General features: G+C 63.8%; 16 protein-coding genes. 10 read left to right on the forward strand and 6 right to left on the reverse strand.

Translation table 11 applies throughout. The features are described 5' to 3' along the window. Window positions 1-189: 189 nt before the first annotated feature. The 6 genes from ACFOW7_RS10130 (at window position 190) to ACFOW7_RS10155 (ending at window position 7,415) form a co-directional block, all read left to right on the forward strand. On the forward strand, window positions 190-1,059 hold the full coding sequence (locus ACFOW7_RS10130; protein ID WP_378163751.1) for a carbohydrate ABC transporter permease: 870 nt from the start codon (window positions 190-192) through the stop codon (window positions 1,057-1,059). A gap of 14 nt (window positions 1,060-1,073) precedes the next feature. Continuing rightward, complete coding sequence (locus ACFOW7_RS10135) at window positions 1,074-1,949, forward strand: carbohydrate ABC transporter permease (RefSeq protein WP_378163753.1); 876 nt, start codon at window positions 1,074-1,076, stop codon at window positions 1,947-1,949. Continuing rightward, window positions 1,946-3,451: a glycoside hydrolase family 3 N-terminal domain-containing protein gene (locus ACFOW7_RS10140; protein ID WP_378163755.1), complete on the forward strand. Its 1,506-nt coding sequence runs from the start codon at window positions 1,946-1,948 to the stop codon at window positions 3,449-3,451. The genes ACFOW7_RS10135 and ACFOW7_RS10140 overlap by 4 nt, the downstream gene beginning before the upstream one ends. Before the next feature lie 379 nt (window positions 3,452-3,830). Further along, window positions 3,831-4,916, forward strand: a complete 1,086-nt coding sequence (locus tag ACFOW7_RS10145) for an ABC transporter ATP-binding protein (protein ID WP_378163757.1) — start codon at window positions 3,831-3,833, stop codon at window positions 4,914-4,916. A gap of 70 nt (window positions 4,917-4,986) precedes the next feature. Continuing rightward, window positions 4,987-6,114 (forward strand): porin, encoded by a 1,128-nt coding sequence (locus tag ACFOW7_RS10150; protein ID WP_378163759.1) that lies wholly within the window; start codon window positions 4,987-4,989, stop codon window positions 6,112-6,114. A gap of 569 nt (window positions 6,115-6,683) precedes the next feature. Next, a complete protein-coding gene (locus ACFOW7_RS10155) occupies window positions 6,684-7,415 on the forward strand; it encodes a 2-phosphosulfolactate phosphatase (RefSeq protein ID WP_378163761.1) in 732 nt (243 codons plus the stop codon). A 166-nt stretch (window positions 7,416-7,581) separates the two neighbouring features. On the opposite strand, the gene ACFOW7_RS10160 is transcribed toward ACFOW7_RS10155, so the two are convergent. The 4 genes from ACFOW7_RS10160 to ACFOW7_RS10175 all read right to left on the reverse strand — a co-directional run bounded on the left by ACFOW7_RS10160 (window position 7,582) and on the right by ACFOW7_RS10175 (window position 12,327). Beyond that, a complete protein-coding gene (locus tag ACFOW7_RS10160; RefSeq protein WP_378163763.1) occupies window positions 7,582-8,670 on the reverse strand; it encodes a serine hydrolase domain-containing protein in 1,089 nt (362 codons plus the stop codon). A 501-nt stretch (window positions 8,671-9,171) separates the two neighbouring features. Beyond that, on the reverse strand, window positions 9,172-9,996 hold the full coding sequence (locus tag ACFOW7_RS10165) for a M48 family metalloprotease (protein ID WP_378163765.1): 825 nt from the start codon (window positions 9,994-9,996) through the stop codon (window positions 9,172-9,174). Between the two features lie 10 nt (window positions 9,997-10,006). Beyond that, window positions 10,007-10,546, reverse strand: a complete 540-nt coding sequence (locus tag ACFOW7_RS10170) for an SH3 domain-containing protein (protein WP_378163767.1) — start codon at window positions 10,544-10,546, stop codon at window positions 10,007-10,009. Continuing rightward, window positions 10,543-12,327 (reverse strand): CHASE2 domain-containing protein, encoded by a 1,785-nt coding sequence (locus ACFOW7_RS10175; RefSeq protein WP_378163769.1) that lies wholly within the window; start codon window positions 12,325-12,327, stop codon window positions 10,543-10,545. Before ACFOW7_RS10175 ends, ACFOW7_RS10170 begins: the two co-directional genes overlap by 4 nt. Window positions 12,328-12,513: 186 nt before the next feature. Between ACFOW7_RS10175 and ACFOW7_RS10180 the strand changes: the two genes are divergently transcribed. After that, a complete protein-coding gene (locus tag ACFOW7_RS10180; RefSeq protein WP_378163771.1) occupies window positions 12,514-12,870 on the forward strand; it encodes a hypothetical protein in 357 nt (118 codons plus the stop codon). Between the two features lie 182 nt (window positions 12,871-13,052). Here the strand turns inward: ACFOW7_RS10180 and ACFOW7_RS10185 are convergent, their stop codons facing one another. Next, window positions 13,053-13,778: a YebC/PmpR family DNA-binding transcriptional regulator gene (locus ACFOW7_RS10185; RefSeq protein ID WP_378163773.1), complete on the reverse strand. Its 726-nt coding sequence runs from the start codon at window positions 13,776-13,778 to the stop codon at window positions 13,053-13,055. Between the two features lie 189 nt (window positions 13,779-13,967). On the opposite strand from ACFOW7_RS10185, the gene ACFOW7_RS10190 reads away from it, so the two are divergent. Together ACFOW7_RS10190 and speA are read left to right on the forward strand one after the other, a co-directional pair. Then, on the forward strand, window positions 13,968-14,321 hold the full coding sequence (locus ACFOW7_RS10190; protein WP_378163775.1) for a PsiF family protein: 354 nt from the start codon (window positions 13,968-13,970) through the stop codon (window positions 14,319-14,321). A gap of 123 nt (window positions 14,322-14,444) precedes the next feature. Continuing rightward, window positions 14,445-16,325 carry an arginine decarboxylase gene (gene speA, locus ACFOW7_RS10195; RefSeq protein ID WP_378163777.1) on the forward strand — a complete coding sequence of 627 codons (1,881 nt, stop codon included), beginning with the start codon at window positions 14,445-14,447 and terminating at the stop codon, window positions 16,323-16,325. Window positions 16,326-16,430: 105 nt separating this feature from the next. Here speA and ACFOW7_RS10200 read toward each other — a convergent pair whose 3' ends face one another. Then, complete coding sequence (locus ACFOW7_RS10200; RefSeq protein ID WP_378163779.1) at window positions 16,431-17,369, reverse strand: LysR family transcriptional regulator; 939 nt, start codon at window positions 17,367-17,369, stop codon at window positions 16,431-16,433. A gap of 139 nt (window positions 17,370-17,508) precedes the next feature. On the opposite strand from ACFOW7_RS10200, the gene ACFOW7_RS10205 reads away from it, so the two are divergent. After that, on the forward strand, window positions 17,509-18,267 hold the full coding sequence (locus ACFOW7_RS10205) for an SDR family NAD(P)-dependent oxidoreductase (RefSeq protein ID WP_378163781.1): 759 nt from the start codon (window positions 17,509-17,511) through the stop codon (window positions 18,265-18,267). Window positions 18,268-18,499 lie beyond the last annotated feature (232 nt).

The following is an 18,499-nucleotide window of genomic DNA, read 5'->3' on the forward strand; positions in this document are numbered from 1 at the left end:
CGCCATTTGGAAAGTATTCGGCAAAAAGACTGCAAACACTGATGCGAATTTAAAAGAAAAATAAAAAATATCCGCTTTTTATTCGCCAATCCCGAACCCATGCTGGGGCACGATACGCTGCGGTGAACGTGCGCCACGAGGTATTGCATTGATGGATGCCCATTGCGATTGTCGCCGGAGGTCCGTGCCATGAGCCAGCGCCGCCGTGCCACCCTGCAAGCCTATCTGTTCCTGGCTCCCGCGATTGCGCTGTTGCTGGCGTTTGCGTTCTGGCCGGTCGGATTCGGCTCCTATCTGGCCTTTACCCAATACAACCTGATCGATGCGCCACGCTGGGTCGGGCTCGATAATTTCCGCGAGCTGTTTGCCGACGAACTGTTCCTGTCGGCGCTGAAGAATTCGGCGCTCTATCTGCTGGTGGTGCCGCTGATCCAGATCGTGTCGATCGCGCTGGCGGTGCTGGTCAACAACAATCTGCCCGGCATCAAGCTGTTCCGTGCCGCCTATTACCTGCCGGTGGTCACCACCGTGTCGGTGATCGGGGTGATCTGGAATTTCATGTATGCCGACCAGGGGGCGCTCAATGCCATCCTGACCTGGCTGCGGCTGATCAACGAGCCGGTGGGCTGGCTCAGCGACGATCGGATCGCCCTGTTTGCCGTGATGTTCGTCACCGTCTGGCGTGGTCTGGGCTGGTATATGGTGCTGTACCTGGCCGGGCTGCAATCGATTCCGCAGGATGTCTACGAAGCCGCCATGCTCGACGGCGCCAATGGCTGGCAGCGTTTCTGGCGCATCACCGTGCCGCTGCTGCTGCCGACCATCCTGCTGTGTTCGGTGTTCTCGCTGCTGGCGGCCGTCAAGGCCTTCGAGGAAGTGCAGATCATGACCCAGGGCGGCCCCTACCAGTCGACCTATACCGCGCTTTATTACGCCTACGAATTCGGCATCCGCTCGCTCAACTTCGGTCGTGCCCTGGCGGCCAGTCTGGTGATGTCGCTGTTTTGCGTGGTGCTGGCCTGGCTCAACTTCCGCTATCTGCAACCGCGCAGCCGCTGACCGGAGACCCAGCCATGACTGCCCTGACCGCTTCCGTTCCCGCTACCCGCGAACCGCTCGCCGGCCGGCTCAGGCTGCGCCGCCGGCTTGACCGGGCACTCCATTATCTGGTGCTGTCGGCGATTGCGCTGATCACCGTCTATCCATTCTGGTGGACCCTGGTGACCGCGCTGTCGACCGATGGCGAGGTCTACCGCTTTCCGCCGCCGCTGTGGCCCACGGCACCCGGTCTCGACAACTTTGTCGAGGTGTTCAGGACCATCGATGTCTGGGCCTTCTACAAGAACTCGATCCTGATCTCGCTGGCCACGGTGATCGGCACGCTGGTGGTGTGCAGTCTGGCGGCCTACCCACTGGCCCGGATGGAGTTTCCCGGGCGGAAACTGGTCTTCGGCGCCGTGATCGCCACGATGATCCTGCCATCCGAAGTCAACTTCCTGGTCAACTTCATTACCGTCTCCAAGATGGGCCTGACCGACACCATCGCCGGCGTCGCGCTGCCCGGGCTCGCCGGAGCGCTGGGCATCTTCCTGATGAAGCAGGCGTTCGAGGCCGTGCCGCAGGATCTGATCGACGCTGCCCGCATCGATGGCGCCAGCGAATGGCAGATCTTTCTCAGGATCATGCTGCCGCTGGCCAAACCGGCACTCGGGGCCTTGGCCATCCTGACCACGGTGACGGCCTGGAACCAGTACATCTGGCCTTCGATCGTGATGACCAGCCCCGACAAGTTTCCGCTGTCGGTCGGCGTGCTCTATCTGTCGGGCGCCTTCAGCTTCAAGACCCGGGTGGTGGCAGCCGGGGCGGTGTTGACCGTGCTGCCGATCCTGCTGGTGTTTCTGTTTACCCAGCGCTATTTCCTGCGCGGTTTTGACGGAGCCGTCAAATGACCCTTTCCCCTGCCCAATTGGCCGGCCGACTGCTGATGGTCGATATCGCCGGCGAGCGGCTCGAAGCCGACGAGGCCGAATTTCTGCGCCGGCACCATATCGGGGCAGTCTGTCTGTTCCGCCGCAATGTGGGCGATTTCGACACCACCTGCCGGCTGCTGAGCCAATTACGCGAACTGCTCGGCCCCACGGGGCTGGTCGCCATCGATCAGGAAGGCGGCGCCGTGATGCGCACGCTGTTCATGCCCGAAGCCCCGTCGGCGATGGCGCTCGGCGCGGCCGACGATGAAGCGCTGGCGTATCGGATCGGCGAGGCAGTCGGCCGCGGCCTGGCGGCACTCGGGATCAACTGGAATCTCGCTCCGGTGCTCGATCTCAACTGCAATCCGCACAATCCGGTGATCGCCGAGCGCTCGTTCGGCGCCGACCCCGAGCGGGCGGCACGGCTCGCCGGTGCCTGGCTCGACGGCCATCTGGCGGCAGGCGTGGCCACCTGCGTCAAGCATTTCCCCGGTCATGGCGACACCCAGGTCGATTCGCATCTGACGCTGCCGGTAGTCGATAAGCCGCGCGAGGCGCTCGAACGCTATGAGCTGGCGCCGTTCCGGCTGCTGAGCGGACGCACGCCGGGGCTGATGTCGGCCCATATCGTGTTTCCGGCCTTCGACCCGGTCCATCCGGCCACGCTGGCCCCGGCGCTGCTTGACGAGCTGCTACGGCAGCAGTGGGGCTATCAGGGCGTGGTGATCACCGACGGCATGAATATGAAGGCGATCCACGACCGCTACGGCCAGGCCGAAGGCACGGTGCTGGCGCTGGCAGCGGGCGCCGATCTGTCGCTGGTGCTGCAATACCGCGACGAGATGGCGGCCTCGCACGCGGCCATCGTGGCCGCGATCGAGCAAGGCCGGCTCGACCCGCAGCGCCTGCTGGAATCGGCCCGACGGCTCGACCAGCTCGCGACCCGCTTCCCGCTCGGGGGCGCCGCTTACCCGTCTGCGGCCCAGGAAGCCGACCGCGCCTTGATGGCCGAAGGCTGGCGGCGAGGGCTTACCGCCTATCGCCAGCCGCCCCGTCTGCCGGTCGGCAGTCGCTTGCGTCTGGTGGTGCAGGCCGAAGCGGCCTCGGACGGCGTGTCCGAAGCCGGACTCAAGCCGGCCCGGCTGATCGAGTTACTTCAGCCTCACTACCAGCTCGATGTGGTCAGTTTTGCCCGCCGCGAGGCGCTCGATTGGGCAGGGCTGCCGCACGACGGTGTCTTTACCGTGCTGGCCTCGACCACCCGGGCGCGCTACGGCGAGCGCGAGCGGCAGAGCTGGCGGCCCGATCTGCATCTGGCGCTGTGGAATCCCTACGCCGCCGCCGATCTCGACGCCCCGGCGCTGGTGAGCTACGGCTTTGCGCCGCCGGCGCTGGCGGCTGTGGTCGATTGGCTCAGCGGTCGGCTCGATGCCAGCGGCCGAGCACCGGCGCCTCTGACGGAGGCTGCCGAGCCAGCCTAAAAAGTTTCCGCTCCATCCCCGGCTTCTCAACCGCGTCGCCGACCCGGTTGTGGCCCTTTGTTTGCCAAGGCTGGGTGGATCGATCGTGCTGCCTGTCCGGCTTGATTTGCGCCGGACAGGCCATCTTGCGGACGGTGGGCGGAAATAAAATATTGTGAAAAACGTCTTCAAGCACTGTTGCGGCGTTCATTAAAAAATAAACGTATTGTTTTTAGATTCTTGCTGACTGGCCCATAACGATCAGCGACCATCGCAGCTCGCTGCCGTGGCCGGGGAAGACGATCGCCCAGGCTTGGGTCGGCCGTGGAAAAGCCAGTCTTCAACTGAAAACCGCCCAATGCCGGCTTGCCGGTACGGCTCGTGGACAAGGAGCGATGCGATGGCAGAACTGCGCCTGAAACAGATCAGGAAATGCTACGGCGACGGCAACGGGGTGATCCACGGGCTCGACCTGACCGTGCGCGACGGTGAATTCATGGTGTTCGTCGGGCCGTCCGGTTGCGGCAAATCGACGCTGCTGCGGATGATCGCCGGCTTGGAATCGTTGAGCGCCGGGGAGCTGTGGATAGGCGAGCGCCGGGCCGACGAGCTGCCGCCGGCGCAGCGCGGGGTGGCCATGGTGTTCCAGAGTTACGCGCTCTATCCGCATATGACGGTGCGGGAAAACATGGGCTTTGGCCTCAAATTGGCCGGTCTGCCGCGCCGCGAGATCGATGCGGCCGTGGAGCGGGCCGCAGCGGCACTGCAACTGACCGAGCTGCTCGAACGCAAGCCCAAGGCGCTGTCGGGCGGCCAGCGGCAACGGGTGGCCATCGGCCGCGCCATCGTGCGCAAGCCGCAGGTGTTTCTATTCGACGAGCCGCTATCGAACCTCGATGCCGCGCTGCGGGTGCAGATGCGCATCGAGCTGGCCCGGCTCCATCAGGAACTGGCCACCACCATGATCTACGTCACCCACGATCAGGTCGAGGCGATGACGCTTGGCGAACGGATCGCCGTATTCAACAGCGGCCGGATCGAACAGGTCGGCACGCCGCTTGAGCTGTACGAGCGGCCGGCCAATCTGTTCGTCGCCGGTTTCCTGGGTTCCCCCCGGATGAATCTGCTGCCGGCCGTGGCCGAGAGCGACGGTCGGCTGCGGCTGCCCGCCGGCTTTGTGCTCGATCTGGGGGTGGCGGCGCTGCCGGGCGAGACGCTGACGCTGGGCGCGCGGCCGGAACATCTGCATCTGGCCGGACGCGGCCTGCCCGGGCGGCTCGATCTGGTCGAGCATCTGGGTGACTGCCAGCTGCTGCATATCAGCGTCGAAGGCGTGGCGGAACCGTTGGCGCTCAAGCTGCCGGGCCATGCCCAGGCGCCGGCGCTCGGCGAGCCGGTGCGGATCGGCTTCGATCCGGCCTTCTGCCATCTGTTCGACCACCACGGCCAGGCGCTGGCGCCCCGCGAGGCGCCCGTGCCGGCCTGACTTTCCGGTTCCCGCTGTGGCGGGAACGACTTCCACTCATCCACAGCACGATAAGAACGGAGAACACATCATGCGCATTCAGCCCCTGGCGCTCGCCGTCAGTGTCGCCCTGTCCGTCCCGGCGCTGGCCGGTTTCAATATCGGCGGTTCAGCCGAGCTCAATTTTGTTAGCGATCGTGGCCGGGCCGAGTATGGCGACGATAAATGGCACCAATCGCTCGACCGTGCCCTGGTGATCCAGTTCGACGGCGACCATAAGCTCGACCAGGGCGGCAAGTTGCAGGCCCGCGTCTCGCAGAAGATCGCCGAGGGCAACCAGACCCCCAACTGGGGCAACCGCGAAGCCTGGGTCGGCTTCTCGGGCGACTGGGGCAGCCTGCGCGGCGGCCGCCAGTTTCTCAACAGCTATCTGACGCTCGACTGGCCCTATGGTCAGGGCGGCTTCTGGGAGCTGGCCGAACGCGATCTGGGCAGCTGGGACGGTGCCGGCAAGATCACCTCGCTGTTCCAGCAGAACGATCAGCAGAAGGACAGCCGGATCCGGGTCAATTCCAACGTCGGCACCTCGATCAACTATCTGTCGCCCAACTGGAACGGCCTGAGCTTCGGCGCCCAGTACGCCTGGGACGACAACCGCTTTGCCAACGGCGGCGTGGTCGATCTGTCGGCCAACTACACCATGGGCGCGCTGACCTTCAACGGTGGCTATCTGCACGCCAAGGGCATCAGCACGCTGGCCGGTGCCGCCGAAGAGAAGGAAGTGGTCGGCATCGATGCCGAAGGCCGTGCCGTCACCCGCAGCAAGTTCAAGCCGCTCAAGGACAACAAAGACCAGCAGTTCTATCTGGGCCTTGTGCATAACGGCGGCAATCTGGTGCTGCGGGCGCTCTATACGGGCTATCAGACCGAAGGCGTGCGCGGCAAGGCGCGCGGCGGCGATCTGATCGCTGCAGGCACCTATGTGTTCGACAAAAGCTACGTCAAGCTCGGCTGGCTGCGCCGTGACGACCGCAGCTCGGCGCTGATCCCGGTCATGGCGCAGAAGGACTTCAATATGCTCAAGGCCGAATACGGCTACAACCTAGCCAGCAGCGTGGTGGCCTATGGTCGGGTCACGGTCAAGAAATGGGCCGCCAACTCGGTGGGCGCCGGCGAGCGCTACACCCAGTTGATGGCAGGGGTGTGGGCCGGCTTCTGAGGTCTTGCCAGCGCACCCGTGCCCACCAGCACAACGGCCGGCCGCTTCGGGACGCGGAAGCGGCCAGGTCGTGATGTCGCACAGCGTCCAAGAGTAGGTTCACTCCTCTCAGGCGCGGTCAGTCGCCTAGGCGGACCCCTCCCGCTGACCGACCGCGCCGCTTTTTAGCCGATGACGGCCTTCCCTCCACGGCCGGCCTCCCACCGTCTCCGCTTGTCCGACTGTGTGTCCAGCTCCACCGAAAACCCGAACCATTGTCACCGCCAAGAGCCGTAGCAGAGCATAAGGCTGTAACGGTACAGCCCGCGGCCAAGGCAGCGGCCTTGCTAAAGCATTTCCGTTTGACTCGGCGTCGCGGCCAAGTCTGGTTGAATAGCATGGCTTGCGCTTTGAGGTCCGGACACGCTGACTACGAATGGTCTGGCAATGTGCCAGCGCATTTCCTGTTGAATCGTCGGCGTCGGCACTAAAACTCGTTGAGGACGCTTAGCGGCGGGTCCGGACCCGCTGACTCCGGCTCGTCTGGAAATGCGCCAACCCAGAACCGAAAGATCACGACCTTCCCAGCCATGGACTATTTCTCTCAACACGGCTATTCCCTGCGTTTCGAATGGGGCTTGAGCGGCATCGACTATCTGGCCGCGGCGGCCGAATGTGTGGTGATCGTCGATGTGATGTCGTTTTCGACCTGCGTCAGCGTGGCGACCGGGCGAGGTGCCACGGTCTACCCTTACCGCTGGCGCGATGACACCGCCTTTGAATACGGCAAGCAGTTGCGGGCCGTGGTGGCCGATCCGCATCGGCGCCTGAGTGACGGCTATTCGCTGTCGCCTTCCTCGCTTCTGACGATTCCTGCCGGCACGCGGCTGGTGCTGCCTTCACCCAATGGCTCATCGGCTGCATGGCTGGCGCGCGATTCGGGGGCGACCGTGTTGAGTGGCTGTCTGCGCAACCGCCAGGCCACCGCCGAAGCATGTCGGGGCTTTGCCAGCGTACTGGTGGTTGCCTGCGGCGAACGCTGGCCCGATGGCAGCTTGCGGCCCAGTCTGGAAGATCAGTTGGCGGCCGGAGGCATCATTGCCGCGCTGCCGCAGCTGCGCCCGTCGCCCGAAGCGCAGGCCGCCGCGCTGCTCTACCGGGGTTTCGGCCCGACCCGCCAGCAGGCGCTGGCGCAGTGCAGCTCGGCGATCGAACTGCGGGAGCGGGGCTTCGGCGCCGATGTGGCCCTGTGTATCGAGGAAGACGTCTCATCGAACGCCTGCTGGCTCGACGGTGATCGCTTTGTCGCGAGAAGTGGCTGATTCCGGACCCGGCGAGACACCGGCCTCCCGCAGCAACTTTGCCAGTTTCCTCTAAAAGCAGCCGCCGATCCCCGCCAACTCGTAGGATGCGTTAGCGGCAAAGCGGCATAACGCACCATTTCCCTTCCCTCCCACCACGATTCCCACCCGATAGTGGCGGACACCACTACGTCCTGGCCGCCACCACCGTCCCCGCACGCAGAGACTCGCGCACCAGACTGCGCACCCGGTCATGGACCGCAAAGGTCCGTTCAGGCGGGCTGTCGAGCCAGGACACATGCTCCAGCACCACCACGCTGAGCTGCTGGACCGGGTAGTAGAGCAAGGTGCTGAGATAGCCTTCCACATAGCCGCTATGGCTCAGTTCGAGCAGGCCATCGTGTTCCGACACCTGAAGGCCGTAGCCATACCCCAATTTCCCCCAGCGATGCGAGCGCTGGGCGGTGGCAGCTGGGGTGATCATGGCTTGATAGAACGGGCCGCTGATCCACTTGCCCTGATGCAGACAGGCATTCCAGCGCACCAGATCGCCCAGCGTGGAAACCGCTCCGCCCGACGGATTGTGGGCCACATTGCGCTGAGCGCTCCACGGCCACAGCCGGCCATCGCCACGCTCGACCAGTCCCGGCATCAGCCGGGGCAAGGTGCGCAGCGACTCGGACTGTGGCGGCATCAGACTGTCCTTCATGCCGCAGTGGGCGAACATTTCCTCGGCCTGGAGCGCAAAGGGCTGGCCGCGCACCCGTTCGAGAAGCCGACCGAGCAGCAGATAGGAAAAATTGGAATAGGCAAACACGCTACCGGCCCGATGGAGCAAGGGCCGGCCCAGCGTATCGATGCCCGAGGTATGGTTGAGCAGTTGGGCGATGCTGACCTGATCGGCCCACTCATCGGTCAGATCGGGCAGATAGGTACGCAGCGGGGCATCGAGTTCGACCCGGTTCTGCGCTGCCGCCCGCAGCACCAGCGCGGCGGTCATCTGCTTGCTGATCGAACCGATCACATATTGGCTGGCCAGTGTCGGTGCCGACCGGCCAGGCAGCCCGGCGGCGCGTTCATACAGACGCTCGTCCCTGCGCGCCACCAGCACACCGCCACTGAAGCCACGCGGTGAAGTGGCCGTCAGCACGGCATCGATGGCCGCGCCCAGCGAATGGCGCGGAGAAACCGAAGCTGCGGGAGCGCCTTCGGGCGCCGGTGCATGAACCACGACAGCCGCACACAACACCACGCAGAACAGCAGAAAAGACGACATCGGCATGCTTCCGTTTCGACATGGAGGAAAAATTGAGGAATTCCTTTTCAGCGCTGGACCTTATCAAGGCTTGCATGGCCTTGTCGCTTATTTTTCCAGTAACCGCTGTAACCGGGCTGGGACGCTGCGGGACATAAGGTTGCGGCATCTGCCGCAAGCGGCTATCGACCCGGCTCAGCCGTAAGCGTTCCCCTTATCGCTGCCAATCGGCTGGCTAGCGCATTTCCACTCAAATCGGCGTCGCAGCAAGTCTGGTTGGGCGCTGGGAGCCGGCACGTTGAGGGCCGGACACACTGACGCCGAATTGACTGGAAATGCGCTAGCGAGTCGGGAGAAGGAGACTTTGACGGTGATCGAGCGGGCGCCAGACAGAGATCACGCCAGGGGTGCCTGATGTGGTGTCCGAAGGCGGGAAGCGACCTCGACGCAGACAGCGTCATGGCCGGCTCCACCCTGGGGAACAGGGATAGCGGAGCCGCCGGTCAGCGGCTCCTGGGAAAGTCAGCGGCGGGGGCGCAGCATCCGGCTGGGTTCGAGGCCCGATTCGGCATAGGGCTCAAGCCGCTCGCCCATGGCGGCATCGAGGCTGTCGAGCCGCGACGACGGGGTCGGATGGGTTTTGAACATCAGGGCAAACGACGTGTCTTCGGGGCTGACCGTATCGAGCGTCTGCAAGACCGCCACCAGCCCATAAGGGTTGTAGCCGGCGCGGGCGGCGATCACCACGCCCATCCGGTCGGCCTCGAACTCGTCGCCTTTATCGAGGCCCCGGGTATACAGCTCGTTGAGACCGGAAAAAGCCTTGAGCGCGTTATACGTCCCGGCACTGCCGCGTGCCTCGGCCCGGGTCTGGATCGCGTCGCCCAGCGCACCGCGCAGATTGCCGCCCTGGATCGCCTTCAGATGATGGCGCTGCACCACATGGGCAATCTCATGGGCCAGCACCCCGGCCAGTTCGGACTCGTTGCGCAGCCGCTCGAACAGACCCCGGGTAATCAGCACATAACCGCCCGGCGTGGTGTAGGCGTTGATCTGGCTGTCGTCGAGGATGCCGAAATGCCAGGCGATATCCTGCCGCTCGGTCTGCAGGGCAAGCCAGCCGCCCACACGATTCACATAGCGCTGCAACTCCGGATTGGGCAGCAAGGGCGAGGCACCGAGCAGACTGGCGGCCATGCCGGCACCCATTTCCATTTCCTCGGCCGGGCCGATGTCGCGGACGCTGTCGACCACTTTCTTGCCGATCGAGAAAATCTTGTTGAGGTCGATGGCCGCAGCCGGCAAGGCGAGGCCGGCCAGCAGCAGGGACAGGACGATACGCTTCATGGCGGCCTCCTCAACGGTCGGCGGAATCACGGCGCGGCGCCGGCTCGTCGCGGCGGCGTTCCTGGCGGCCGCCCGCCAGGTAATCGACCTGGCGCGCGCTCAGCCGGGCGCTGTTGGCGAAACGGGCGGCCTCCTCGCGGCTGCTGTGGTAGCTCTTGAGCTTGGCGAGTTCGGCCGTATTGGGTTCGGTGTGGCCGAGCTGCTCCTCGTCGATCCCCTTGACTCCGGTGGTGGTGGTCTTGCCTGAACGTCCGGTGGTCACCAGACCGACGACCGAGGCCACCCCTCCGCCCGCGGCAGCCCGCTCGCCGCTGCTGGTGCGCACATTGAGCATCTTGACCCAGCCCTGGCGGCCGTCTTCGGTCTTGACCTGCATCCAGGCTCCTTGCCGCGTCAGAATCTCGACCCGGCTATTGGCCGCCAGATCGGCCAGCTTGGCGGCGTCGCCAAACGGCTTCTGCCGCAACTCGGCATTGCGCGCCAACGTGCCGCTATCGGCCAGGGCAGTCAGCGCACAGCAGAGCAGACCCAGGCTCACGAGAATCTTCATATCGTTTGCTCCTTGGAACGGGGCTCGAACAGACGGACGCCTTGTTCCCGCCCCTTGACGTGATGCAGGCCGTGGTCGAGGTAATCGAAGTCCTCGGCGGCCAGACGGGTGGATTCGGCCACCAGCACGCGCGCCACCCCTTTGGTCTGGCCTTCGATCCGGCTCGCCAGATTGACCGTATCGCCAATCACAGTGTAATCGAGCCGTTCAGCCGAACCAATGAAGCCCACCACGGCCGGGCCGGTATTGAGGCCGATGCCGATATCGAAGTCGGGTCCAAGATCGGACAGCTCGGCCTTGAAGCGTTGCACCGCAGCGGCCATCTCGATCGCGGCCGCCACCGCATGGCGGGCGTGGTCCGGATCGTCGGCCGGCGCCCCCCAGAAAGCCATGATGGCGTCGCCGATAAACTTATCGAGCGTGCCGCCGTGCTTGAAGATGATCTCGACCTGCATCGAGAAGTAGCGGTTGAGCAGATCGACGATGAATTCGGGCGAACGGGTTTCGGACAGCGTGGTAAAGCCGCGGATATCGGAAAACAGCACGGTGATCTGCCGGGTCTGCGCCACGGCGGCGGTATCGACCCGATGATCGTCCACCAGTTGCCCGACCACCCGGGGATCGAGAAAGCGGCGGAACATCCCCACCGCATGCTCGCGCCGCTCGCGCTCCTTCAGATAGGCCAGCACGGCGGAAACGAAATAACAGGCCCAGCCCCACAGCAGCGGCGCCAGCGCCGGCCACCAGACACCGCGACCAAGCTGCCACCATAGCGCGCCCACCGTCACCACGCTGGTGGCGGCCAGCCCCAGTGCGATCCGGGTCGCCGTCACGCCGTACTGGAACGCCCAGGCAATCGCCGCCATCAATCCGAGCGCCAGCGGCAGCATCCACCAGCGCGGTCGTTCGATCAGCGCATCGCCCGCTTGCAGGTTGTCGATGGCCGTGGCCAGCACATCGACGCCCGGGTAGGTGCTGCCAAGCGGCGTGACGCGCAGATCCTGCAAGCCGGGCGCGGCCGTGCCGACCACCACGATCTTGTTGCGGAATTCATCGGCCGGCCGCTGCCGCCGTTCGCGCTGGGCATCGAGATAGAGGTCGGCGTAGGCGATATGGCGACGGTCGCGGTACCAGTTGAGCAATATGCGCTCGCCTTCGGGCACCACCCAGCCCAGATCGCGGCCGATGCGCGCCGGCAGCGAGGGAAAGCGCCAACCCTGGTCTTCCACATACAGGTAGTAGTGACGCCCTACCCCGTCACTGTCTTCGGCAAAGCTGATCATGCCGGCCCGCCAGTCCTCAGGGCGGAAGATCAGCCCCAGGATGGGCGAGCGGGCCTCGGGCTGCGCCGTGGGGCCGGGACGCACCCCGAGCGCCGAGGGCAGATCGATATTGCGCAGCGAACCCTGGCCGCCGACTGCCAGCGCCGTGCCGAAATACACCCGTGGCTGGCGTGCCACGACCTCGGCCAGATAATCGTCGTCGGCCCGGCGAAACACATCGCGTTCATTGAACAGGATGTCGAACACGATAGCGCGCGGCTGCTGGGCAGCCAGATATTCGATCAGCTCGCCGTGGACCGAACGCGGCCAGGGCCAGGCGCCCGCAATCGGATTCATCTGCTCGAGCGAAAACTGGTCTATATCGACCACTACCACCTCGTCGCGTGCAGGCCGCTTCTCGGCGTGCCAACGCAGCAACAGGTCGCCGCCGCGCTGGTCGACAATGCGGCTGGCCTCAAGCCAGCCGTAGTCCAGCCCGGCCAGCAAAGCAAATAGCATGAAGCACTTCCAGAAGGACCCGGCTAGCGACTTGCTCATGGCATTTTTTGACGCTGGTTCAATGTCGTTTCGCTCTATAAACGGCAAAACACCGCAGGAAGGGCGGCGAAAAAACGCTACCAAGCAGGTGCTTTACTCAACTAGAATAATCAGTTGCAGCAACTCTCACGACCGGATGCAAGCATCATGTATAGCATACCCAACTATCGCAACCGCCCTACTCGCACCCTGCAAGATCGTCTGCGTACCCTGTTCAAGGTCCGGGTCAATCGCAGTCTGCCCGAACCTGGGTTGCGGCCGAACGTCGGCGACTTTATCGCCCTCAACGGCCTGGCCATGCGAATCACCGAGCCGATGCGTGACGAGCTGTGGGACTGGCTGACCTTTGCCCGCTGGCGTCAGATCTACCCCAAACGCGACCGCCGCAACTACCGCTATCTGCCAAGCGACAGCTTCCGCCGCCTGGCCCGTTGTACCAGCGATGAACGTTCGGCAGTGATGAACCACCTACTGCGTCACCATGAAGAAAGCCCGGCCGGCTGAATCGGCGATTTTCCTAAAAAACAAAAAACCTGAAAAATACGCACAAGACCTGTTTTAGAAAAAGCGGAAAACATAATTTTCCGCCAGCTTCCCTAGCATGCCATAAGCAGCTTCCCCAAAGCAAAGGCCCGCTTCAAGCGGGCCTTTGTCTTATGCAACGACGCCAAGCGGTGTGGCGGGACTCAGTCCTCCAGTACCGCCGAGGTGTAGATATCCTGCACGTCGTCGAGGTTTTCCAGCGCATCGAGCAGACGCTGCATCTTGGCGGCGTCGTCGCCGCTCAGCGGGGTGTCGTTGAGCGGTTTCATGGTGACTTCGTCGTGTTCGGCCTTGAAACCGGCGGCTTCGAGTTGTTCCTTGATGGCCACGAACTCGTAGGGCGGGGTGATCACTTCGATCGAGCCGTCCTCGTTGCTGACCACATCTTCGGCGCCGGCTTCGAGGGCGGCTTCCATCAGGGCGTCCTCATCGGTGCCCGGGGCGTACAGCAGGATGCCGCAATGCTTGAACTGGAACGATACGCAACCGTCGGTGCCCATATTGCCGCCGTATTTGGAGAAGGCATGTCGCACATCGGCCACGGTTCGGGTCTTGTTGTCGGTCAGGCAATCGACCATCACGGCAGCGCCGCCGATACCATAGCCTTCGTAACGGCATTCCTCATAGTTGACGCCTTCGAGGTTGCCGGCGCCACGGTCGATGGCGCGCTGGACGGTGTCCTTGGGCATATTGGCGCCAAGCGCCTTATCGACTGCCAGCCGCAGCCGGGGGTTGGAACCCGGGTCGCCGCCGCCCAGCCGGGAGGCCACGGTGATTTCCTTGATCAGTCGGGTGAAGATCTTGCCGCGCTTGGCGTCGGCGGCAGCTTTCTTATGCTTGATGTTCGCCCATTTGCTATGGCCGGCCATGGTGGAAACCTCTGCTCTGTTGCCTAGGAGAGAAAAGCGCCGATTTTATCACAGCGTCCGGCAGCGGTTGTCGGCCCCCGGCGGCGTGGCTATGGTGAAGGCGCCGGGCACTTCCCTTGCAGGCGCAAAAGGGAAAGAATCGGCGCCGGCGTCCTGCCATCCCCTTACAACACTACCGTGGAGAACCCCATGCAAAAACTGCTGATCGCCCTTGCCGCCTGTGCCGCCCTTGGTCTGGCCCAGGCAGCCGACCCGGCTCCGGCCACGCCCGCCACCCCGGCCACGCCGACAGCACCGGCCGACAAGGCGGAAAAGACCGACAAGGCGGCCAACAAGCAGCAGAACAAGATGGCCGAGTGCAACAAGGAAGCCGGCGACAAGAAAGGCGACGAGCGCAAGGCCTTTATGAGCGAGTGCCTGAAGAGCAAGAAAAAGGCCCAGCAGGAAAAAATGAGCGCCTGCAACAAGGAAGCCGGCGAGAAGTCGCTCAAGGGCGATGCGCGCAAAACCTTTATGTCCGAGTGTCTGAAGAAGGACGCCTGAGTCACGGTCGCGACACGGTCCCCTCGGGGACCGTTTTTCTTATGCCAAGCCGCCGCGTTAGGTCTACAATCGCGCGCTTTTTGGTACAGGTGGACGGTGGTGGCAACGATGAAGGAGAGGCCCATGGCATGGTCGGTAGCGCAGAGCCGCGCCGTTTACGGCATTCGGCATTGGGGAGCCGGTTATTTCGATATCGGCGACCAGGGGCACGTCCTGGTGCGCCCACACGGCCGCGATGGCCAGGCGCTCGATCTGCACCAGCTGATCGGCCAGCTCAAACAGTCCGGCCTCGCCTTGCCGCTGCTGGTGCGCTTTCCCGATATCCTGCAAGACCGGGTGCGCAATCTGTACGGCGCCTTTGCCGAGAGCATCGCCAAACACCAGTACGACGGCCGCTATACGGCGCTCTACCCGATCAAGGTCAACCAGCAGGATGCAGTGATCAAATCGATCATCGCCACCGAATCGGTATCGATCGGCCTCGAAGCGGGCTCCAAGCCCGAACTAATGGCCGTGCTGGCACTGTCGCCGCGCCATGGCACCATCGTTTGCAACGGTTACAAGGACCGGGAATTCATCCGCCTGGCCCTGATGGGCCAAAAGCTCGGCCATCGGGTCTTTATCGTGATCGAGAAGGAATCCGAAGTCGCTCTGGTGATCGAGGAGGCGGCCCGGCTCAGCGTGGTGCCGCAGATCGGCCTGCGCGTGCGCCTGTCCTCGCTGACCTCGTCCAAATGGGCCGATACAGGCGGCGAAAAAGGCAAATTCGGCCTGTCGGCTGCACAACTGCTGTCGGTGGTGACGCGCTTTCGCGAGGCGGGACTGGGCGACAGCATCCAGCTGCTGCATTTCCATATGGGCTCGCAGATCGCCAATCTGGCCGACTACCAGGCCGGTTTCCGCGAGGCGATCCGCTACTATGGCGAGCTGCGCGCGCTGGGCCTGCCGGTCGACCATATCGATGTCGGCGGCGGTCTGGGCGTCGATTACGACGGTACCCATTCGCGCAATTCCTCGTCGATCAACTATGACCTCGACGAATACGCCAGCACCGTGATCGGCATGCTCAAGGAATTCTGCGACGACAATCAGTTGCCGCACCCGCATGTGTTCTCCGAATCGGGCCGCGCGATGACTGCGCACCATGCAGTGCTGGTAGTCCAGGTCACCGATGTCGAGCGCCATCACGACGAAACCCCGGTGGTCGAGGACGTGTCGGCCCTGCCCGAAGTGATCCAGTGGCTCTACGAGCTGCAAGGCCAGACCGATATCGAGATGGCCACCGAAACCTATTACCGCGCCAGCCACTATATGAGCGAGGTGTCGGCCAAATTCGCCGAGGGCCGGATCACCCTGGCCGAAAAGGCGCTGGCCGAGCATTGCTACTTCGCCCTGTGCCGCCGTCTGCAAGGCAGCCTGATGGCCACCCAGCGCTCGCACCGCCAGGTGTTCGATGCCCTCAACGACAAGCTGGCCGACAAGTACATCTGCAATTTCTCGGTGTTCCAGAGCCTGCCCGATACCTGGGCCATCGATCAGGTGCTGCCCATCCTGCCGGTCCACCGGCTCGGCGAGGACCCGACCCGACGGGCCGTCCTGCAGGATCTGACCTGCGACTCCGACGGCAAGATCAAACACTACGTCGATGAACAGAGCATCGAGACCAGCATGCCGGTCCACGAGCTGCGCGCCGGCGAGGACTATCTGCTCGGTGTGTTCCTGGTCGGTGCCTACCAGGAAATCCTCGGCGACATGCACAACCTGTTCGGCGATACCGACTCGGTCAACGTCTATATGCAGCCCGATGGCAGCGTGTCGTGCTCAGGTATCGAAGTGCACGACACGATTGAAGACATGCTGCGCTACGTCCACCTCGAACCGACCGAGCTGATGACCCGCTACCGCGACAAGGTCGCCAGCGCCGAGTTGAACGAAGGCGAACGCACCCTGATTCTCGACGCCCTGCGGCTCGGGCTGACCCGGTCGGCCTATCTGGCCGCCTGAGGCGCCTTGGAGGGGATCGGCCGACGCTCCGTCAGCCATTCGCGATAAAGTTTTCTTTTCTGTTTATAGCCGGCCTCTTGTCTAGCAGACAGTTGGCTGGCTATTTTATTTTTGCCCGACAAGACTTGCTCCGCCATCCCACGGCAATAAGTACGGCTGCAATACCGTCTCCATCCATTCCATAAACACCTGCACTCGCCGTGGCAACTGGCGTCGATGGGCGTAGAGCAGCGTCACCGGCAGCGGCGCTGCCTGGTAGGCTGGCAGCAGCTCGACCAGCCGACCGCTGTCCAGATGCTCGGCCACACCAAGCCTGGGCACCTGGATCAGGCCAAGCCCGGCCAAACAGGCGCCCAGATAAGCGTCCGCGTTATTCACGCTTATTGCTCCCGCCATCGCCAGCGAACGCTCGACCCCTGCGGCATCAAGATAGGCAAAGCCCGTGGATCTGCCGCCCAGTATCGGTTGGTAGTGGATCAGTTGATGTTGCGCCAGCTCGTCCAGCCGCGTGGGCTCGCCGTAGCGCAGCAGGTAATCGCGGCTGGCGCAATTGAGCAGACGGAAATAGCCAAGCGGCCGGGCGATCAGGCTGGAGTCGGCCAGGACACCCACCCGCAGCACACAGTCAAAGCCTTCGCGCACCAGATCGACCTTGCGGTCGGTGCTGCTGAATTCGATGCTCAGCCGGGGATGGGCTTGCAGGAATTCCGGCAGCCGCGGCAGCACGGCGTGACGCGCCACGCCGCTCGACATATCGACGCGCAGCCGGCCGCTCAGCGCCTGCGGACCGGCACGGAACATCTGCTGCAACTCGTCCATATCGGCCAGCAGATCCCTGCAACGTTCATAGAATGCCTGGCCGTCGGGCGTGGGCTGTACCCGCCGGGTGGTCCGGTGGAGCAAGCGGGTGCCGAGCCGCTCTTCCAGCCGCTGCACGGCAGTCGACACGCTGGCCTTAGGCAGCCCCAGGGTTTCGGCTGCCAGCGAGAAACTGGCGAGTTCAGTTACCCGCAGGTAGATCCGCATGGCGTCGAGTTGGTCCATGGCGATGTCACTGTTCGCAAATAACGAACAGTCTAATCAGAAATGGCCTATTTATCGGTGCTTTCCGTGTCAATAGACTGCCCTTCATCGATCAGGACGCCGCCGTGTCGTCCCCAATCAATCTGAAGGAGCAGCAGACATGACACAGACTATCGCCCTCGTTACCGGTGGCAATCGCGGACTGGGCCGCAATACCGTGCTTAAACTTGCCGAGCAGGGAGTGGACAGCATCCTGACCTTTCGGCGTGGCCGCGAGGAGGCCGCAGCGGTGGTGGCGGAAGCCGCGCGTCTTGGCCGCCGCGCCGTCGCCCTGCCGCTTGATATCGGCCCCAACGCCGCCTTGGCGAACTTCGCCGGCCAGGTCCGCCAGGTACTGGCTCAGCAGTGGGGGCGCGAGCATTTCGATTTTCTGGTCAACAATGCGGGGATCGGCATCCATACGCCGTTTGCCGACACCAGCGAAGCGCAGTTCGATCAATTGATGGCGGTACATCTCAAGGGCCCGTTCTTCCTGACCCAGGCCCTGCTGCCCCTGCTGGCCGATGGCGGCCGCATCGTCAATGTCTCGACCGGGCTGACCCGCTTCGCCATTCCCGGCTATGCCGCCTACGCATCGATGAAGGGCGCGGTGGAAGTGCTGACGCGCTATCTCGCCAAGGAATTGGGCGCACGAGGCATTGCGGTCAATGTCGTGGCCCCGGGCGCCATCGAAACCGACTTCGGCGACGGCATGGTGCGCGACAACCGGGCGATCAACGACTATCTGGCCAGCCAGACCGCACTGGGCCGGGTCGGCCTGCCCGACGATATCGGTGCCGTGATTGCCTCGCTGCTGTCCAGCGACAATCGCTGGATCAATGCCCAGCGGATTGAAGCCTCGGGCGGGATGTTCCTGTAAGCCGGCCAGACAAGGTCAGCGCTGGCGCATGGTCGTGCAGCGCGGGGGCACCGCTGAGCCTGGCTGAGGGTGAGGCGCCGGCGTCTTGAGGTTCGGCCGAACCATCTGGAAATGCGCCAGCCAGCGAGTCGATGCCATTGACGGCGTGTCCGGCTTGGAGCCGACATGGCAGCGGTCGCGGACGCCTCGCCCAGGCGCGAGGCTCGGCTTGTCCATACCCTCCCTTGCCGTG

Source organism: Chitinimonas lacunae (genome assembly GCF_042650885.1).
Lineage (GTDB): Bacteria > Pseudomonadota > Gammaproteobacteria > Burkholderiales > Chitinimonadaceae > Chitinimonas_A > Chitinimonas_A lacunae.